This window comes from Pseudomonas farris, assembly GCF_019145235.1.
Taxonomy (GTDB): domain Bacteria; phylum Pseudomonadota; class Gammaproteobacteria; order Pseudomonadales; family Pseudomonadaceae; genus Aquipseudomonas; species Aquipseudomonas farris.
The window spans coordinates 43,073-58,630 of sequence record NZ_JAHSTV010000016.1 but is presented as its reverse complement, the minus strand read 5'-3'; the positions used below and the strand labels follow the sequence as shown (position 1 = coordinate 58,630).

The 15,558-nt window shown below is 57.2% G+C and carries 15 protein-coding genes; 6 read left to right on the top strand and 9 right to left on the bottom strand.

Annotated elements, in window-relative coordinates; genetic code table 11:
* Positions 1-10: 10 nt before the first annotated feature.
* From KVG95_RS27155 to KVG95_RS27140, 4 genes are read right to left on the bottom strand one after another with little or no spacing between them, the layout of a single operon-like run.
* Positions 11-655 carry a CpsD/CapB family tyrosine-protein kinase gene (locus KVG95_RS27155; RefSeq protein ID WP_217858594.1) on the bottom strand — a complete coding sequence of 215 codons (645 nt, stop codon included), beginning with the start codon at positions 653-655 and terminating at the stop codon, positions 11-13.
* Complete coding sequence (locus KVG95_RS27150; RefSeq protein ID WP_217858593.1) at positions 656-1,402, bottom strand: sugar transferase; 747 nt, start codon at positions 1,400-1,402, stop codon at positions 656-658.
* On the bottom strand, positions 1,399-2,457 hold the full coding sequence (locus tag KVG95_RS27145; protein ID WP_217858592.1) for an NAD-dependent epimerase: 1,059 nt from the start codon (positions 2,455-2,457) through the stop codon (positions 1,399-1,401). Before KVG95_RS27145 ends, KVG95_RS27150 begins: the two co-directional genes overlap by 4 nt.
* Positions 2,454-3,806 carry a UDP-glucose dehydrogenase family protein gene (locus KVG95_RS27140; protein ID WP_217858591.1) on the bottom strand — a complete coding sequence of 451 codons (1,353 nt, stop codon included), beginning with the start codon at positions 3,804-3,806 and terminating at the stop codon, positions 2,454-2,456. The genes KVG95_RS27145 and KVG95_RS27140 overlap by 4 nt, the downstream gene beginning before the upstream one ends.
* 380 nt (positions 3,807-4,186) lie before the next feature.
* Here KVG95_RS27140 and KVG95_RS27135 point away from each other — a divergent pair, with 380 nt between their 5' ends.
* The 6 genes from KVG95_RS27135 to KVG95_RS27110 all read left to right on the top strand — a co-directional run bounded on the left by KVG95_RS27135 (position 4,187) and on the right by KVG95_RS27110 (position 10,772).
* Complete coding sequence (locus KVG95_RS27135) at positions 4,187-5,884, top strand: sulfatase-like hydrolase/transferase (protein WP_217858590.1); 1,698 nt, start codon at positions 4,187-4,189, stop codon at positions 5,882-5,884.
* A gap of 194 nt (positions 5,885-6,078) precedes the next feature.
* Positions 6,079-6,747 (top strand): ABC transporter ATP-binding protein, encoded by a 669-nt coding sequence (locus KVG95_RS27130; RefSeq protein WP_048394989.1) that lies wholly within the window; start codon positions 6,079-6,081, stop codon positions 6,745-6,747.
* 1 nt (position 6,748) lies between these two features.
* Positions 6,749-9,220: an ABC transporter permease gene (locus tag KVG95_RS27125; protein WP_217858589.1), complete on the top strand. Its 2,472-nt coding sequence runs from the start codon at positions 6,749-6,751 to the stop codon at positions 9,218-9,220.
* Entirely contained in the window at positions 9,210-10,283 is a 1,074-nt protein-coding gene (locus KVG95_RS27120; protein WP_217858588.1) for a lipocalin-like domain-containing protein, read from the top strand. The genes KVG95_RS27125 and KVG95_RS27120 overlap by 11 nt, the downstream gene beginning before the upstream one ends.
* 62 nt (positions 10,284-10,345) lie before the next feature.
* On the top strand, positions 10,346-10,588 hold the full coding sequence (locus tag KVG95_RS27115) for a hypothetical protein (RefSeq protein WP_052965204.1): 243 nt from the start codon (positions 10,346-10,348) through the stop codon (positions 10,586-10,588).
* A gap of 10 nt (positions 10,589-10,598) precedes the next feature.
* Positions 10,599-10,772: a hypothetical protein gene (locus KVG95_RS27110; protein WP_217858587.1), complete on the top strand. Its 174-nt coding sequence runs from the start codon at positions 10,599-10,601 to the stop codon at positions 10,770-10,772.
* A 558-nt stretch (positions 10,773-11,330) separates the two neighbouring features.
* On the opposite strand, the gene KVG95_RS27105 is transcribed toward KVG95_RS27110, so the two are convergent.
* The 5 genes from KVG95_RS27105 to KVG95_RS27085 all read right to left on the bottom strand — a co-directional run bounded on the left by KVG95_RS27105 (position 11,331) and on the right by KVG95_RS27085 (position 15,511).
* A complete protein-coding gene (locus KVG95_RS27105) occupies positions 11,331-13,193 on the bottom strand; it encodes an ATP-binding protein (RefSeq protein ID WP_217858586.1) in 1,863 nt (620 codons plus the stop codon).
* A 290-nt stretch (positions 13,194-13,483) separates the two neighbouring features.
* A complete protein-coding gene (locus KVG95_RS27100; protein ID WP_123721104.1) occupies positions 13,484-13,750 on the bottom strand; it encodes a hypothetical protein in 267 nt (88 codons plus the stop codon).
* On the bottom strand, positions 13,747-14,082 hold the full coding sequence (locus tag KVG95_RS27095) for a DUF6124 family protein (RefSeq protein ID WP_217858585.1): 336 nt from the start codon (positions 14,080-14,082) through the stop codon (positions 13,747-13,749). The genes KVG95_RS27100 and KVG95_RS27095 overlap by 4 nt, the downstream gene beginning before the upstream one ends.
* Before the next feature lie 216 nt (positions 14,083-14,298).
* The gene (locus tag KVG95_RS27090) at positions 14,299-14,703 is read right to left on the bottom strand and encodes an Imm50 family immunity protein (protein WP_217858584.1); all 405 of its coding nucleotides are present in this window, start codon (positions 14,701-14,703) and stop codon (positions 14,299-14,301) included.
* A gap of 502 nt (positions 14,704-15,205) precedes the next feature.
* Positions 15,206-15,511, bottom strand: a complete 306-nt coding sequence (locus KVG95_RS27085) for a hypothetical protein (RefSeq protein ID WP_217858583.1) — start codon at positions 15,509-15,511, stop codon at positions 15,206-15,208.
* Between the last annotated feature and the right edge of the window lie 47 nt (positions 15,512-15,558).

Sequence of the window (15,558 nt, the reverse complement as noted above, 5' to 3'; positions counted from 1 at the left end):
CTGCGGTTGCTTACAGGTTTTTGTAGAGCCATTTGGGCATGTAGTACTTGCGCCGGTTGAAGACGCTGCCCACCAGTTTGGCGCCGGCCTGGGTCAGGCGCTGGACCGCGGCCTGGGCCACTTCCCAGCGCGTGTCTTCGGCGCGCACCACCATGATCACGCCGTCCACCAAGGTGCTGATGACCAAGGTATCGGCGGCCGAATACACCGCGTCGCCGTCGATCACCACGAAGCGATACCGATCGCCCAGCTGGTTGAGCAACGGGGCCAGCTGTTCAGTCGTCAGGTGTTCGGCGCCACGGATGTGCCGCCCGTTCGGCAGGATGTGGAAGGGCAGGCTGGAGACGTTCACCAGGCAGTCCTGCAGCAGCGGCGGCGAGGCGTTGAACAGCAGGTCACGAAAGCCGCGTTCTTTGGTCAGCCCCAGCTGTTGCGTGAGGTTGCTCTCCGATTGGCTGGCGTCCACCAGCAGCACTTGGCCGCTGCTCATTGACGCCAGTTGGCTGGCCAGCGCCAGGGCGCTGGTGGTGGTGCCGGCGCCTGGATTGGCAGCGGTCAGAAAGAGGATCCGCAGATCCAGGTCGAGCACGGTCGAGGTCAGGTTGGTCTCGCTCGGGCTGGCGATGGTCAGGCTTTTATTCGATGAACCGTCCATTTAACTCGCTCCGTGGCCGCTGAATACTTTGAAGGGGGTTTTCAACAGGATCTTCAGATCAAGCAAGAGGCTCTGCTCGGCGATATAGCTGAGGTCCAACTCAACGCGCTGGTCGAAGTCGATATTGCTGCGCCCGGAGATCTGCCACAGGCCGGTCATGCCGGGGTAGATGCTCAGGCGTGCAAGGTGGTTGTCTTTGTAGCGATAGGCGTTGAAGGAGGTCGGTCGTGGACCGACTAAACGCATGTCGCCGCTGACAACATTGATCAGATTGGGCAACTCATCGAGGCTGCTGCGCCGCAGGAAGCTGCCGATGGGGGTAATCCTTGGGTCGTTGTCGATCTTGAAATCGATGGCATCGGCGCCGTGCTTGTTCAGGTGCCGCAACGACTCCTTGAGCTCTTCGGCGTTGGTCACCATGGTGCGGAACTTGTACATGCCGAACAGGCGGCCGCGGTAACCGGTGCGCTTTTGCACGAACATCACCGGTCCCGGGCTGCTGAACTTGATCACCAGCGCCAGGCCCAGCAGCACAGGGGAGAGCAGCAGCAGAATCACCAGCGCGCCAAGGCATGCAACCACCCGGTTGGTTCGCGACAGCGTCCAGGGCCGGCCACCGTCGCGGCCGGTCATCCAGCCGCGGCCCTGCATGTGGATCGCCGTGTCCAGGCGCATTCGGTGTTCGGGGTCCAGGCGTTTGTCACGCTGCATGTGATTGAGCAACACGCCTTTTTCATGTCCAGTCATAGAGTCCTCCGCTGAAGCCCGGACGCGAGTGGCGAGTGGGCGTTGCGCAGTGGGTAGTAGTCACGGAACCAGGCGATGAATCGTCCGAGTCCTTCATCCAGCTCGATCCGTGGCTGGAAACCGGTGGCCTGGGCCAGATCACTGGCATCGGCGCAGGTGTTGAGCACGTCGCCCGGTTGCAGGGGCAGCAACTCGACGAGGGCTTTTTGTCCGAGGTGTTTTTCCAGCAGCGCCAGGTAGTCCTTGAGCTCCACTGGCTGTTGTCCGCCAATGTTGTAAATGCGCCATGGCGCCATGCTGCTGGCCGGGTCTGGTTGTTCGCGGTTCCACTGCGGTGCTGCTAGGGGGGCGCGCTCGATCAGACGGGCGATGCTCTCGATGATGTCGTCGATGTAGGTGAAATCACGCTGGTGCTCGCCGTAGTTGAACAGCTTCACCGGCTGCCCTTCGGCAATCGCCCGGGCGAACTGGATCGGCGACATGTCTGGCCGGCCCCAAGGCCCGTACACGGTGAAAAAACGTAAACCGGTGCAGGGAATGCCGAACAGATGGCTGTAGCTGTGGGCCATCAGTTCATTGGCTTTTTTGGTCGCGGCGTACAACGACAACGGATGGTCGACGCAGTCCTTGACCGAGTAAGGCGTGTGCTGATTGGCGCCGTAGACCGAACTGGACGAGGCATAGATCAAGTGTTTGACCGGGTGGTGACGGCAGCTTTCGAGGATGTTGAGAAACCCGCTCAGATTGCTGTCGACGTAGGCCCGGGGATTTTCCAGGGAGTAACGCACCCCGGCCTGGGCCGCGAGGTGAATCACCACCTCTGGTTGTTCACGAACAAACAAGGCATCGAGGGCCGTGGCGTCGGCCACATCGACTTTCGCGAGCGGGAAATCGCCGACTTGCTTGCACACCCAATCCACGCGGTCGTGCTTGAGCTGCGGGTCGTAGAAGTCGTTGAAATTGTCCAGGCCGCACACTTGATGCCCATCGCGCAACAGCCGCAACACGCAATGGGCGCCAATGAAACCGGCCGCTCCGGTGACGAGTATCTTCATGGCCGTGGCGCCTCGGGAGCGATGTGCCGAAGCCCGATACCGCTGTAGTGCAAACCGGCCGCCGCCACGTGCTCCGGGTTGTAAAGATTGCGCCCGTCGACGATCACCCGCGCGCGCAATTTGCTCGCCAGCAGATCGAAGTCGACCACACGGAAATTTTTCCACTCGGTGCAGATCACCAGCGCGTCGGCATCTTCCAGGGTGTCGTCGCGGGTCGCGCACAAGTGCAGGTCATTGCGGTAGCCGTAAATGCGCCGGCACTCGGACATGGCTTCCGGATCGTAAGCCTGCACGCTCGCGCCTCCGGCCCACAGCGCCTCCATCAGATATCGGCTGGGCGCTTCGCGCATGTCATCGGTATTGGGCTTGAAGGCCAGGCCCCAAATCGCGATGGATTTGCCGACCAGGCCATCGGGAAATAGCGCCTGCAGTTTGCTGAACAGAATGTGCCGCTGGCTGTCGTTCACGTCGGTGACGCTACGCAGCAGACGCATTGGCATGCCGTTGTGTTCGGCGGTGTGCAACAGGGCACGCAGGTCTTTGGGAAAGCACGAGCCGCCGAAGCCACAGCCGGGGTAGATGAAGTGATAACCGATGCGCGGGTCCGAGCCGATGCCTTTGCGCACCGCCTCAATGTCGGCCCCCAGCAACTCGGTGAGGTTGGCCAGTTCGTTCATGAAACTGATGCGGGTGGCGAGCATTGCGTTGGCCGCGTACTTGGTCAGCTCGGCGCTGCGGTTGTCCATGAACATGAGCTTTTCGCGGTTGCGGCAGAACGGCGCATAGAGTTCGCTCAATTGGTTGCGCGCTTCATCGTCATTGGTGCCGACGATGATCCGGTCCGGGCGCATGCAATCGGCCAGGGCGCTGCCTTCCTTGAGAAACTCCGGGTTGGACACCACTCGCACGTTCAACGCCTCTTTGCCACGGCGTTGCAGTTCTTCGTTAGCGGTGCTTGCCACCTGGTCCGCGGTGCCCACCGGCACGGTGGACTTGATGATCAGGGTGCGGTCTGACTCCATGAAACTGGCGATCTGCCGAGTGACATTCAGCACATGGCTGAGGTCGGCGGAACCGTCTTCATCGGCGGGAGTGCCCACCGCGATGAAAATCAGTTCGGCGTGTTCGACCGCGTCACTGGCCTGAGTGGAGAAGAGCAGGCGACCGGCCTTGATGTTGTCTTCCAGTGTGCTGGACAGTCCCGGTTCGCTGATCGGGGGCACGGCTTGTTGCAGTTGCTTGATCTTGTTGGGGTCAATATCAACGCACAGCACACGATGTCCGACATCGGCCAATGCCGCGGCTTGTATCAGACCGACGTAACCCGTACCAAATACGCTCACGTCCATATTGGCGTGCCTCGTAAAACGGTGGATGTAACTGAAATGAGACTGTCAAAAGGGGTATAGCCCAGCCATGGGAAAGCGAGTCAGCAAAATGACGGGTAACTCGACCGGGAAAACCCCGATTTCACGGGCTATTTGCCATCAAGTGCTTGCCGCTGCTGGATTTGCCGCGGTTTTGAGGGGTTTCTGACGGTTTGAAGAAAACGATAAACGGTCGTAAGGCTTGAAACACAAGGGTTACAGACGCTTGAGTGTGTCAGATTTGAGGCAACGTTTTTTTGACGCTTTAGGAAAAAAACCGGCATTTCTTGCGCTTCGAGGGCTCGGTGCTAGTGTCAGAAAATGGCCGACAATGCATTGGCCCCGGAGGTGCTGTAAACACCATGATCCATTACCTCAAAGAACTGCTGCTGGTTCTGTATCTGCTCAAGAATTACGACTACTACCTCGATCGTCTTAGTGCGCTGGGCATCGGTTTCCCGATGGTGCTGTATGGCGCAATGTTCGTCGTGCTGACCGTGGCGTTGTTCATGACCGCTTACATCCGCCAGGCGCTGATTCGTCATCTGTTCGCGTTGGCGATGTTTGGCTCGGCGGTGTTCTTCGACGTCTATACACAAGTGACTGCCGGTTACATGACCTACAGCAGTTTTGTGTCGCTGGTGTATTCCGGTGGGTTCATTCAAGAAGCGGCGTACCAGTACCGCGATGCAATCATCAGCGGGACAGTCAGTGGTTTGTTGCTGCTGTTCGGTATTGGGCTCAAGCCGCGTCGACGGGTGCCATTACCGGGTGCGTTGTTGGTGGCGGCGCCAGTGCTGGGGGTGCTGATGCTCAGCGCCGTGCTGTTCGTGCGGGCCGGCGAGGGTGCCCGTGGCTTGCCGATCATGTACACCCCGTTGGCCTATTTGAATCTGTTCACCTATGAAGCGCTGCACAACACCGTCGGCCCGCGGGAACCGGTGAGCCTGACGCGCATCGACCAGCCGGTGGGGCACGACATTGTGCTGATCATCGACGAGAGCATTTCCGGCAACTACCTGGACATCAACACGCCGTTCGGTGTGCACAGCAACCTCAAGGAACCGCGCCCGGGCGTGGACATTTTCAATTACGGCTACGCGGCGTCCATCGCCAATTGCAGCGCCGATACCAATGTCACGCTGCGTTACGGTGGCACCCGCGCCGACTACATGCGGATCAACAGCACGCTGCCGTCGATCTGGCAGTACGCAAAAAACGCCGGGCTGCGCACCGTTTACATCGACTCCCAACGCACTGCTGGCAACTTGCAGAACCTGATGAACGCTGCCGAGAAAAAGGACATCGACGAGTTCGTGCAATTCGACCAGACCAGCGTGCGTGACCGCGACATGGCAGCGGCGGCCAAGCTGATCGATCTGCTCAACGACGGTGAGCCGCAGCTGGTGGTGATCAACAAGGTGGGTGCGCATTTTCCGGTGCACGACAAGTACCCGGATGCGTTCATGGCTTACCGCCCGACATTGCCCCGTGGGCAGTTTGTCGAAGTGGCGGACATGGGCACACGCGATGGTTTCGACGGTCAGCCAGATGATTGGTTGCTGTACCGCAATGCCTACAAAAATACTGTGTTGTGGAATGTTGGCGAGTTTTTCGCACGGGTGTTCGCTCAGGCGGATTTGAGCCGTGCGCTGTTGATTTACACCTCGGACCATGGGCAGGATCTGCACGAGCGCGGTAACCCTGGGCTCAATACTCACTGCGGTGGTGATCCGGTGGAGGAGGAGGGGTTGGTGCCGTTGGTGGTGATTTCGGGCAGCGGTTTGAAGACGCTGGACTGGCAGGCGCAGTTGCCGGCCAACAAGGATCGCTCCAGTCACTACAACATCTTCCCGACGTTGCTGCAGGTGATGGGTTATGACCTGGCGGGGATTGAGGCGGTGTATGGCAAACCGCTGAGTATGCCGACGGGGGACGATTTCACCTTTAACTATCGGTTTAATGCGCGGTTGGGGGCCAAGCCTGAGTGGAAGCATATTGATCTGAACAGCATTGTGACGCCGGGGCGGGTGGTGCCGAGTGTGGCGGTGGGGCAGTGAGGTTGTTTGTTGGCTGAGCCGGCCACTTCGCGAGCAAGCCCGCTCCCACATTTGATCGATGTGTACACAGATTCTGCGTACACCGGCATCCCTGTGGGAGCGGGCTTGCTCGCGAATACGTCAGACCGTTCAACCCAAGATTATCGGGTGTACTCTCTACCCTTGCCCCCACTCATCAAAAGAGTTTCCCCTTAATGCTTCACGTCCAGGGCGTCTTCAAAAGCTACGCCACCCCCCAAGGCCCATTGCCCGTGCTGCAAGGCGTCGACCTCACGTTGAAGCCCGGCAGCAGCCTGGCGCTGATGGGTGAATCGGGCAGTGGCAAGAGCACCTTGCTGCACCTGATCGCCGGGCTGGACAAGGTCGATCGCGGCAGCATCCGCAGTGGCGAGCATCGGCTGGAGCAGATGAACGAGAGCCAATTGGCGAACTGGCGGCGGACCGAAATCGGTCTGGTGTTTCAGCAGTTCAACCTGATCGGCAGTTTGCGCGTTGAAGACAATCTGGCGTTTCAGGCACGTCTGGCCGGGCGCCACGATCCACGTTGGCAGGCGCATCTGGTGCAGCGCCTTGGGTTGGGAGATTTGCTGCGGCGCTATCCGGAGCAACTGTCCGGCGGGCAACAGCAGCGGGTCGCATTAGGTCGCGCCCTGGCATCGCAACCCAAACTGCTGCTGGCCGACGAGCCCACCGGCAGCCTCGATGAAGCCACCAGCGATGAGGTGTTGAAGTTGTTGCTGGAGCTGCTCGACGATAGCCCGACGACTTTGTTGATGGTCACTCACAGCCCACGGGTCGCCGCGCGGTTGGCAGACAAAGTGGTGCTGCACGGCGGCCGTCTGGCTGGCGCGGACGAGCGCTGAGGTGCGGGTTTTTCGCGAGACGTTGCGGGCGCTGCTCAGCCATTGGCGCCAGCATCCGGTGCAGTTTTTCAGTGTGCTGACCGGGCTCTGGCTCGCCACCAGCCTGCTGACCGGCGTGCAAGCGCTGAACAGCCAGGCGCGAGAAAGCTACGCCCGCGCCAGTCAACTGATCGGCGGCGAACCGCAAGCCAGCCTCAGTGCACCCAGCGGAGGGGTGTTTTCCCAGCAAGTGTTTGTCGACCTGCGTCGTGCGGGTTGGCCGGTATCGCCCGTGTTGCAAGGTCGGGTGACGCTCAAGGGCCATGAAGACCAGCGCTTGCAGTTGATGGGCATTGAGCCGGTGTCGCTGCCGGCCGGGTCCGCAGTGGCCGGGCGGTCGTTGCCAATCGAGCAGGTTGTCGAGTTTTTCACCCCGCCGGGCAGCACCTGGATTTCACCGCAGACTTTACAAGCGTTGGGCTTGCACGAAGGGGAAACCCCGGTGGCCCAGAGCGGAATCACCTTGCCGCCGCTGCGTGCCCAGACCGACATGGCGCCCGGCGTGTTGCTGGTGGACATCGGCTTCGCCCAACAGATTCTGCAATTGCCCGATCAACTGTCACGGCTGCTGCTGCCCAAGGATTTCAGCGCGCCCCTGCCTGATGAGCTCAAGGGCCAACTCCAGCTCAAAACCAGTGGCGAAGAAAACAATCTCGCGCGACTGACCGAGAGCTTCCACCTGAACCTCGATGCCTTGGGCTTTTTGTCGTTCGTGGTCGGCCTGTTCATCGTCCACGCGGCGATCGGCCTGGCGCTGGAGCAACGCCGAAGCTTGCTCAGAACCCTGCGCGCCTGTGGAGTCAGTGCGCGCATGTTGATTGCCTGTCTCGCCGTCGAGCTGGGGGGGCTGGCGCTGATCGGTGGTATCGCCGGTGTCGTCAGCGGCTACCTGTTGGCGGGTGTGCTGTTGCCGGACGTCGCCGCCAGCTTGCGCGGCTTGTACGGCGCCGAAGTGCCGGGGCAATTGAATCTAAGTCTGCTGTGGTGGTTCAGCGGTATCGGCCTGAGCCTGTTCGGCGCCTTGCTGGCCGGCGCCAACAGTTTGCTGCGTGCGGCGCGTCTGCCGTTGCTGGCGCTGGCCAATCCGCAAGCCTGGCACCAAGCCCACGCGCGCTGGTTGCGGCGCCAGGGTTGGGTCGCGGCGATGGCTGCGGTGATCGCGTTGCTGGCGTTGATCTTCGGCGACAGCCTGAGCAGCGGTTTCGTGCTGATGGCCGCCCTGTTGATCGGCGCCGCACTGGCCTTGCCGGTGGTGTTGAATAGCGTGCTCAACTGGGTGCTTGGGCGCAGTCGTTCGGTGCTCGGTCAATGGTTTCTCGCCGACTGCCGCCAGCAACTGCCGGCCCTGAGCCTGGCCTTGATGGCGCTGTTGTTGGCGCTGGCGGCAAACATCGGCGCCGGCAGCATGACCGCCGGTTTCCGTCAGACGTTCAGCAACTGGCTCGAACAACGCCTGACCGCCGAGCTGTACCTCAATCCGCAAAATCCCGCCCAGGCTCGAGAACTGCACACCTGGCTCAAACAACAACCTCAAGTCACCGCAGTGCTCCCGAACTGGCAGGTGTCGATCCAGTTGCAGGGCTGGCCGGCGGATGTCTTTGGCGTGATCGATCACCCGACTTATCGTCAGCATTGGCCATTGTTGGAAGCCTTGGGTGACAACCCTTGGGAGCGACTGGCCAAGGACGACGCGTTGATGCTCAGCGAGCAACTGGCGCGGCGGTTGAAGGTACGCCTTGGTGATCAACTGACGATTCCCACGCCGAATGGCCCATGGTCACCACGGATCGTCGGGATCTACGCCGACTACGGCAATCCCAAGGGCCACCTGCTGGTCAACATCAATCACCTGTTGCGCGGCTGGCCGCAATTGACGCCCAACCGTTTCAACCTGCGCATCGAACCGGCGTCGATTCCCGGATTCCTGGCCGCACTGCAAACCCGTTTCACCCTGGACGACAGCCGCATCGTCGATCAGGCCCGGCTCAAGGGCTGGTCCACGCAAGTGTTCGAACGCACCTTTGCCGCCACCGCCGCGCTCAATAGCCTGACGCTTTGTGTCGCGGGCGTGGCGCTGTTCATCAGCCTGCTGACCCAAAGCCAGAGCCGCCTCGGACAACTTGCGCCGCTGTGGGCTTTGGGCGTAACCCGTCGCCAATTGATGCTACTGAACCTCGGGCAAACCTGGTTGCTGGCGGTACTGACGCTGGTGCTGGCATTGCCCTTGGGCATCGCATTGGCGTGGTGCCTGGACACGGTGATCAACGTTCAGGCGTTCGGCTGGCGCTTGCCGTTGCGGGTGTTTCCACTGCAATTGTTGCAGTTGATGGGCCTGGCGTTGCTCGCAACATTGCTCGCTTCAGCGTGGCCGTTGTACTCGCTGTATCGCACGCAACCGGCGGATCTGCTGAGGACGTTTGCTCATGAAGATTAAGCTCGGCGTGTTGTTACTGGCCGCGCTGCTGAGCGGATGCGACAACACGCCTGCGCCGGAAAAAGGCTTCGCCGGCCTCGGTCATCAGGCCGAGGCATTTACCCCAGTGGTGCCCGGGCGGGTGTTCAGCTTCCCGGCAGACCACGGCCCGCACGATGGCTTTCGCATCGAATGGTGGTACGTCACCGCCAACCTCAAGGACGATCAGGGCCAGGAATTCGGCGCGCAATGGACGCTGTTTCGCAGCGCCTTGAAAGCGACTCCCGAACAATCTGGCTGGAGCAATCAAACCATTTGGCTGGGCCATGCGGCGGTGACTTCCGCCACGGCGCACTATGCCGCCGAACGCTACGCCCGAGGCGGCGTCGGCCAGGCCGGCGTGAGCCTGGCGCCGTTCAACGCATGGATCGACGACTGGCGTTTCAGCAGTCAGGCCACCCATGAAGAGCCTCTGGCGGACCTGCAACTCAGCGCCCGCGACAAGGCTTTCAGCTACCAGCTTCGACTGACCTCCACACGTCCGCTGGTGCTTCAGGGCGACAAAGGCTTCAGCCAGAAATCCGAACAAGGCCAGGCTTCGTATTACTACAGCCAGCCGTTTTTCCAGGCCAGCGGCACCCTGGAAATCGATGGCAAAACCTACACTGTCAGCGGCCCTGCCTGGCTCGATCGCGAGTGGAGCAGCCAACCCCTGACCGCCAACCAGACCGGTTGGGACTGGTTCTCCCTGCACCTGGACAGTGGCGAACAGGTCATGCTCTACCGCATGCGGCAAAAGGACGGCGCGCCGTACCTCACCGGCACCTGGATCGATTCCCAAGGCCAGACGCAGCTATTGCATGCCGACGACATCAGCCTCACGCCTCAAGACACCGCCAACGTGGCCGGGCGTTCGATGCCCGTGAGCTGGTCGATCAAAATCCCCGCCAAACACCTCGAAATCACCATCAGCGCCCTCAACCCCAAGGCCTGGATGGACTTGCGCATCCCCTATTGGGAAGGACCGGTGCGGCTCAGCGGCAGTCATGGCGGGCAGGGGTATCTGGAGATGACCGGGTATTAACCGGAACTCTCGCCGCCACGCCGTTTTCCTACGTAATGAAGCCCATTTCACGGGAGCCCGCCATGAGCGACGACCTCAAACCGCCCACCCTTGCCACCTGGCAGCGGCTGTTCGACGACAAGGCCTATTGGCAGCAATCTCCCGACGCGCATTACAGCGAATTGCTGCGCATCGCCGACGATCTGCTGGGGCAGGGCGCCATCGACCTCGATCAATGGCAGATCCTCAAAACCAAGGCCGATCAATCCCACAAAGACTCGCCCGCCGTGAACGTCGCCCACGAAGTCGACGATCCCGAAGCCTGAGGAAAACCCCATGAATCCCAAACCGACCACCCCCTCGGAAAACCCCGACGAGCCCCGGCCACCAGGCGAAGTCGAGCGCGACAACGACGCCTTGCGCCCCACCGACCCGACCCGGCGCAAGGAAAGCGGCAAGGGCACAGAAAGCGGCGAATCCACCGCGCAAGAAACTGCGAACACTCCCTGAGTAGCGTCTATGCAGGCGAAAATGAAAGATCTGAACGTAGAACAGAGCGTTGTGGTGATCTATACCGCTGTGCTGAAAGTCGCCAGCCAGCGACCAAGCTGATCATTATTTGTACGTATTGATTGTTCTTGTGCAAATAACTGTATAAGAACAATCATTTTTAATGGTCGAACTGGTGAGTTTTAGAAGTTTGTATCCGTTTTTTTAGCAAAAACTTACGAAATATTACGTGCATAAATTTCATGTTTATACCGAGGACATATCGGCCAAATTCTATTAAAATCCTTCCCGTTCGCCCGGTGTCAGGGCTCTTTACCGGTGCATGGATTGCCAGGCCATTACACTGGGCGAACACCTCCTCTGGAACGCAATGTTTATAAGTTTCGGACATAAAAAATGGGCGACCTTGAAGTCGCCCATTTTTATTGGGTGATTTAAAGCTGTGTCCGCAACCGCCGCCCGCGCAAATGCCTGCTACAACGCAGCGTCATCGCCATCGCCAAGCGCCTCGCCCAGGGAACGCGTTTCCAACCGTTGAGTCACGCTGCGAATGTGCCCTTAAATTGCATCCACTACCGGAGTGCTGGCCTGGAGTTGCTGCCGGTAGTTGGCCGCACGCTGAAGCACTCGGGTCAAGGCCATAAAGTTCGCCGGTTTGGTTAAAACGTCATTGGCACCCGCGGCCCTGAAACGCTCTATCTCGCTCGAAAAAGCGCTCGCGGTGAAAGCAACGATGTAGCAAGTATCGCCCAATGGTAGTTTGCGGATTTCACGAATGGCCGCTAGCCCATCCATAACAGGCATGTTGATATCCATAAAAATGATATCTGGAGTCGAAGTCATACACTGATTGACCGCCTCCAGGCCATCTGACGCAAGGTCGGGTGTATAGCCCAACTCCTGTAGCATCGCCATGGCAACTTTCTGACTCACTGGATGGTTTTCCACCAGCAGGATATCGAACGGGTAGTCCCCGGCAAAAGATGAGTCGAAACCCACCACTGCATGATCGTCCCCGATGGGTATTTCCGAGACTGAAAAAAGCTCCATGGGGAGTGAGAAGGAGAACGTCGATCCGACGCCAGGCTGACTGGTGAAAGATAAAGTCCCATGCTGCACCTCGACCAGATTTTTGCAGATTGAAAGACCTAGCCCACTCCCGGTAAAGCGTTGACTGGCCGGCCCTTTGAACTGAGTAAAGGGTTTGAATAGGCTGTTTTGCCGTTCCGCGGGGATACCTATGCCGGTATCGCGTATAGAGAAGTCGAGTCGGGCTTGAGGGCCGTAACCGCTAGTCGTGACCATGAGCGATACCGTTCCGGCTTCGGTGAATTTGACCGCATTGCCCAACAAGTTGAGCAATATCTGGCGAAGGCAATCGGTATCGGTTTTGACCAGGGAAGGTACGTCCGGTGAGACTTGGACCTCAAGTGCTATTGGCTTGTCCTGAATGTTTTGTCGGATCATTTCAATACTGGATAAAACCAATGCTCTCACTTCGAAAACACGAGGTTTCAATTCAAGTTTGCCCGCTTCGATTTTTGCAAGGTCGAGAATGTTGTCGATAAGAGACAGCAGGGCTCGTCCACTTGTATTAATCGTTCTTAGCAGACTGCTTTGCTCGGGGTTCAGGGCGGACCTCGCCAGCAACTCGGTCGCGCCGATAACACCGTACATGGGCGTACGGATTTCATGACTCATGGTGGCCAAAAATCTGGTTTTTGAACGATCAGCGTCCTCGGCGGCATTTTTTGCCTGATTCAATACCTGTTCGTTTATTTTCAATTGCTGGAGATGAGCACGCATGCGTAAAAGGCTGAGGGCGAGAAATACCAGAATGGCCAGGATGATATGGTGCAGGGAGTCCTGATTAAGTTGGTGGTAGTAGTCCGCCAACGTAATCTCCGCGCCAGTAACATAAATCGTACCGTCCTGCGATTTCATTGGGACGAAGACGGCGCGAAAGTCTCCCCAGTGATCCGAGTAGTCGATCCAGGTGGGTTCGGTGCGCTCGAAACTGTCGAGCAAAGCCTGACTGGCATCCGGATAGGGATCGAAAAAACGTACGAAATTCTGCTCTTGAATTTCTTTTTTCGATGCGCTGGAACTGACCAGATAAGCTTCACCCGCGCGCTTGACTACGCTGTAGACAAAGGCGGTGCCCATGGACTCGTTGAAGCTGGAGAGCCGCTGAATGGAATTCCAGTCTTCTGTCTCCGATTTGGACTGTTTGTCGATCAGATTGTCATGGTAGCGGTCGCCGAGGATGGCCGAAGCGCCCAACGCAGCATGCAGCAATTTGTTATTAATGTTTTCAGTGAGGACTCCTTGAGTCTCGACGTAGAGGTAGTAGATATAGCCACTGACACCTACGATGTAGACCAAGAGTAAAGCCCATGTTTTTCGCCTGAGTTTGAACATTTATCACAGCCTCCATACTGCGCGCGGAAGTATAGTTTGAAGGTGAGGTGAAAACCATGGTTTTGTTTTTCGCGGTTTTCAGGTGAGGCGGTGAGAAGTTACTTGACCGAAGAGACGGTTTTTTGTGCTCGCGATGTTGAGTCGTTTTTTTGGATTGATCAGAAGTTTAAAGACAGTTTTTAACAAACTCTTGCGAAGTGCTGCGTGCGTAAGTCTGGGAGGTGGTGTTTAAAAGTTGCGGATATAAAAATGGGCGACGCTACCTTGGGTCGCCCATTTTTATTGATGATTTAAAGTTGCGCTCGTAACCGCCGCCCGACCACATCCAGCAAATCGCAGCCATCACGCAATTGGATTGCTAACACCCGCGCAAACTCTTGCAACAGCGCAGCATCACCACCAAGCGCCTCGCCCAGAGACAGAGTTTCCAACAGTTGAGTGACGCTGCGAATGCGATACGCCGCCGTGTCGTGCAACACGTCGACAGGCGCTTCAGTGTCGATCAGCAGGGACGGGATCGTGCAGTCGATGCCGGTAATCGGCATGTATCGAGTCATGGCTGCACCTCCTGGGTGTCGGACGCCCCACCGGGTGGGTCGAGGTTGTCCAGCGCCCTGTTCACCAACAATTCACCCAGCACGGCCAATTGCTGAATCGATAGTGCCAGGCTGCGGTGCGAGCCTTCGAGCTCGCAGGCAAAGTCGGTAGTCAGCACGTTGAGCGAGGCGAGGGTTTCGCAGGCGTGGCTTAGCAGGGTTTCGGTGTTGATGTTGGGGAGGAGGGTGAAAACGTGGCTGGTGGGGTCAGGATTTTTTGGGTCGCGGAGACGGGCGCTGATGGTGCGTTGGGTTGCTTGGCTGGCGAGGGAGTCAGGTGGAAATTTTTTCATCGTGAAGCTCCTGAAACAATGGAGCCGCAAAGCGGCATTTGCATGCCTTGATCGTGTTCGGTCTGTCAAAACCGGTCGCTGAGTTGCAGCGGCTGGGGGAGGTTATCTGGGGAGGAGAGGGTGTACAAGTTCATGGGTGGCGATGGGGGTTGTGGGAAATGTCCGGTGCTCTTGTCAGGCGTCCCGAGGGGCTGAAAAATTGAGTCAGATTTGGTTTTAAGTGAGTTCGGGTTTTTTATCGTTCATATAAACCGAGGGTCCACAAAGTAGCGGAGATTTTGTTGTGAATTCAATTATCGAGCTGCTGTTCGAAGCATGAATCGTGAAGAGATTTCCGCTCTGAGTGATTCGTATACTAAGTTTTTCTTTTGTAGGTATATTTTTGATCATCAAGCTGCTGATTTCGCTGCAGTTTAAACCGATGCGGCATGTGTTGAATTCAGCCTTTTTCCATTTTTCGGGAGGGGCGTCAGGGAGTTCTTTGATGTCAAACTCCAGTATTATCGTTGGTCTGTTGTTGTCGATATTTACGGTGAAAAGTTCAATGAGTCCAATCTCTACGGGAGTCTTGAAAACCTGGTTGAAAAAGATGTTGCCGTCGATATCGTTCCAGAATTTCATTTTTTGATCCTTTAGGCCTAGCTGAGGGGGGAGATACAGTAAAAAGGGGATACTCGTTTTCTTGGCTTAAGGCTAACTAAAAAGAAGGGAGATCCCTAGCGTAGAAGATGAGCTCTCTATTTTTGGTTAAGGCTTCCAGAATTCAATGTTTTTCATGTGTCTTTCTATGTCGCCCATATCGTCTTCGCCAAGCGTGTTATCAAAGCTCGCGCTAAGTATTCGTCGTACCTTGGCGAGCTTTTGTGTGATTTTTTCGTTGTCTATAAAATAGGTTGTCGCGCGTTGGTAGTCTGCAATAGGTTTGTCACTATAATAGCTGCCCATTTTATGTGGAGAGATTAAGATAAACTCTATCTCTGCTAGTGCTTCGAGTGCGGACTCTCCGGGTATTATGATTTTTTTATTTGTATTTAGCATTTTTTATTATGAAAAACCAAAAGAAGTCGGATTTGTTTTCGCGAGCACGCAGAGAAAATACCTGTCCATTTGTTTTCTCGGGTGGTCATTTTTCTAGTTTGTTTAAAGCATCGGAAATTGCTTTGTTTAGTCCTGTCCAGTTTTTTGCTTTTTCGCTGAAAACTGGGTGCTCCCAGTCATAAGCTTTAATTAAAGAAATTCTAAATGTGCCGTTTTCACAGAATTCAGGGTGCCAGCCTATGTCAATAAGTTGATCATGGGGGAAGGCGGCTTGGAATAGGTCCTCCTTTAAATCATCAACGATCATCGAAGTGTCAATAAACTGATTGAGGTGGGAGATGTCATCAAATGTGATTGTTCCGCCAAGCTCAATGATTTTTTTAGTGTTCATTCGAAAAGTAGCCAAAAGGGTGGGGGTGTTTTCATGGGTGCGTAAAA

Bases quoted from the DNA above. Each gene is read 5' to 3' on its own strand.
- KVG95_RS27150 (WP_217858593.1), bottom strand. From the start codon at position 1,402: ATGACTGGACATGAAAAAGGCGTGTTGCTCAATCACATGCAGCGTGAC.
- KVG95_RS27130 (WP_048394989.1), top strand. From the start codon at position 6,079: ATGCTTCACGTCCAGGGCGTCTTCAAAAGCTACGCCACCCCCCAAGGC.
- KVG95_RS27105 (WP_217858586.1), bottom strand. From the start codon at position 13,193: ATGTTCAAACTCAGGCGAAAAACATGGGCTTTACTCTTGGTCTACATC.
- KVG95_RS27140 (WP_217858591.1), bottom strand. From the start codon at position 3,806: ATGGACGTGAGCGTATTTGGTACGGGTTACGTCGGTCTGATACAAGCC.
- KVG95_RS27110 (WP_217858587.1), top strand. From the start codon at position 10,599: ATGAATCCCAAACCGACCACCCCCTCGGAAAACCCCGACGAGCCCCGG.
- KVG95_RS27115 (WP_052965204.1), top strand. From the start codon at position 10,346: ATGAGCGACGACCTCAAACCGCCCACCCTTGCCACCTGGCAGCGGCTG.
- KVG95_RS27155 (WP_217858594.1), bottom strand. From the start codon at position 655: ATGGACGGTTCATCGAATAAAAGCCTGACCATCGCCAGCCCGAGCGAG.
- KVG95_RS27100 (WP_123721104.1), bottom strand. From the start codon at position 13,750: ATGACTCGATACATGCCGATTACCGGCATCGACTGCACGATCCCGTCC.
- KVG95_RS27095 (WP_217858585.1), bottom strand. From the start codon at position 14,082: ATGAAAAAATTTCCACCTGACTCCCTCGCCAGCCAAGCAACCCAACGC.
- KVG95_RS27120 (WP_217858588.1), top strand. From the start codon at position 9,210: ATGAAGATTAAGCTCGGCGTGTTGTTACTGGCCGCGCTGCTGAGCGGA.
- KVG95_RS27135 (WP_217858590.1), top strand. From the start codon at position 4,187: ATGATCCATTACCTCAAAGAACTGCTGCTGGTTCTGTATCTGCTCAAG.
- KVG95_RS27145 (WP_217858592.1), bottom strand. From the start codon at position 2,457: ATGAAGATACTCGTCACCGGAGCGGCCGGTTTCATTGGCGCCCATTGC.
- KVG95_RS27085 (WP_217858583.1), bottom strand. From the start codon at position 15,511: ATGAACACTAAAAAAATCATTGAGCTTGGCGGAACAATCACATTTGAT.
- KVG95_RS27090 (WP_217858584.1), bottom strand. From the start codon at position 14,703: ATGAAATTCTGGAACGATATCGACGGCAACATCTTTTTCAACCAGGTT.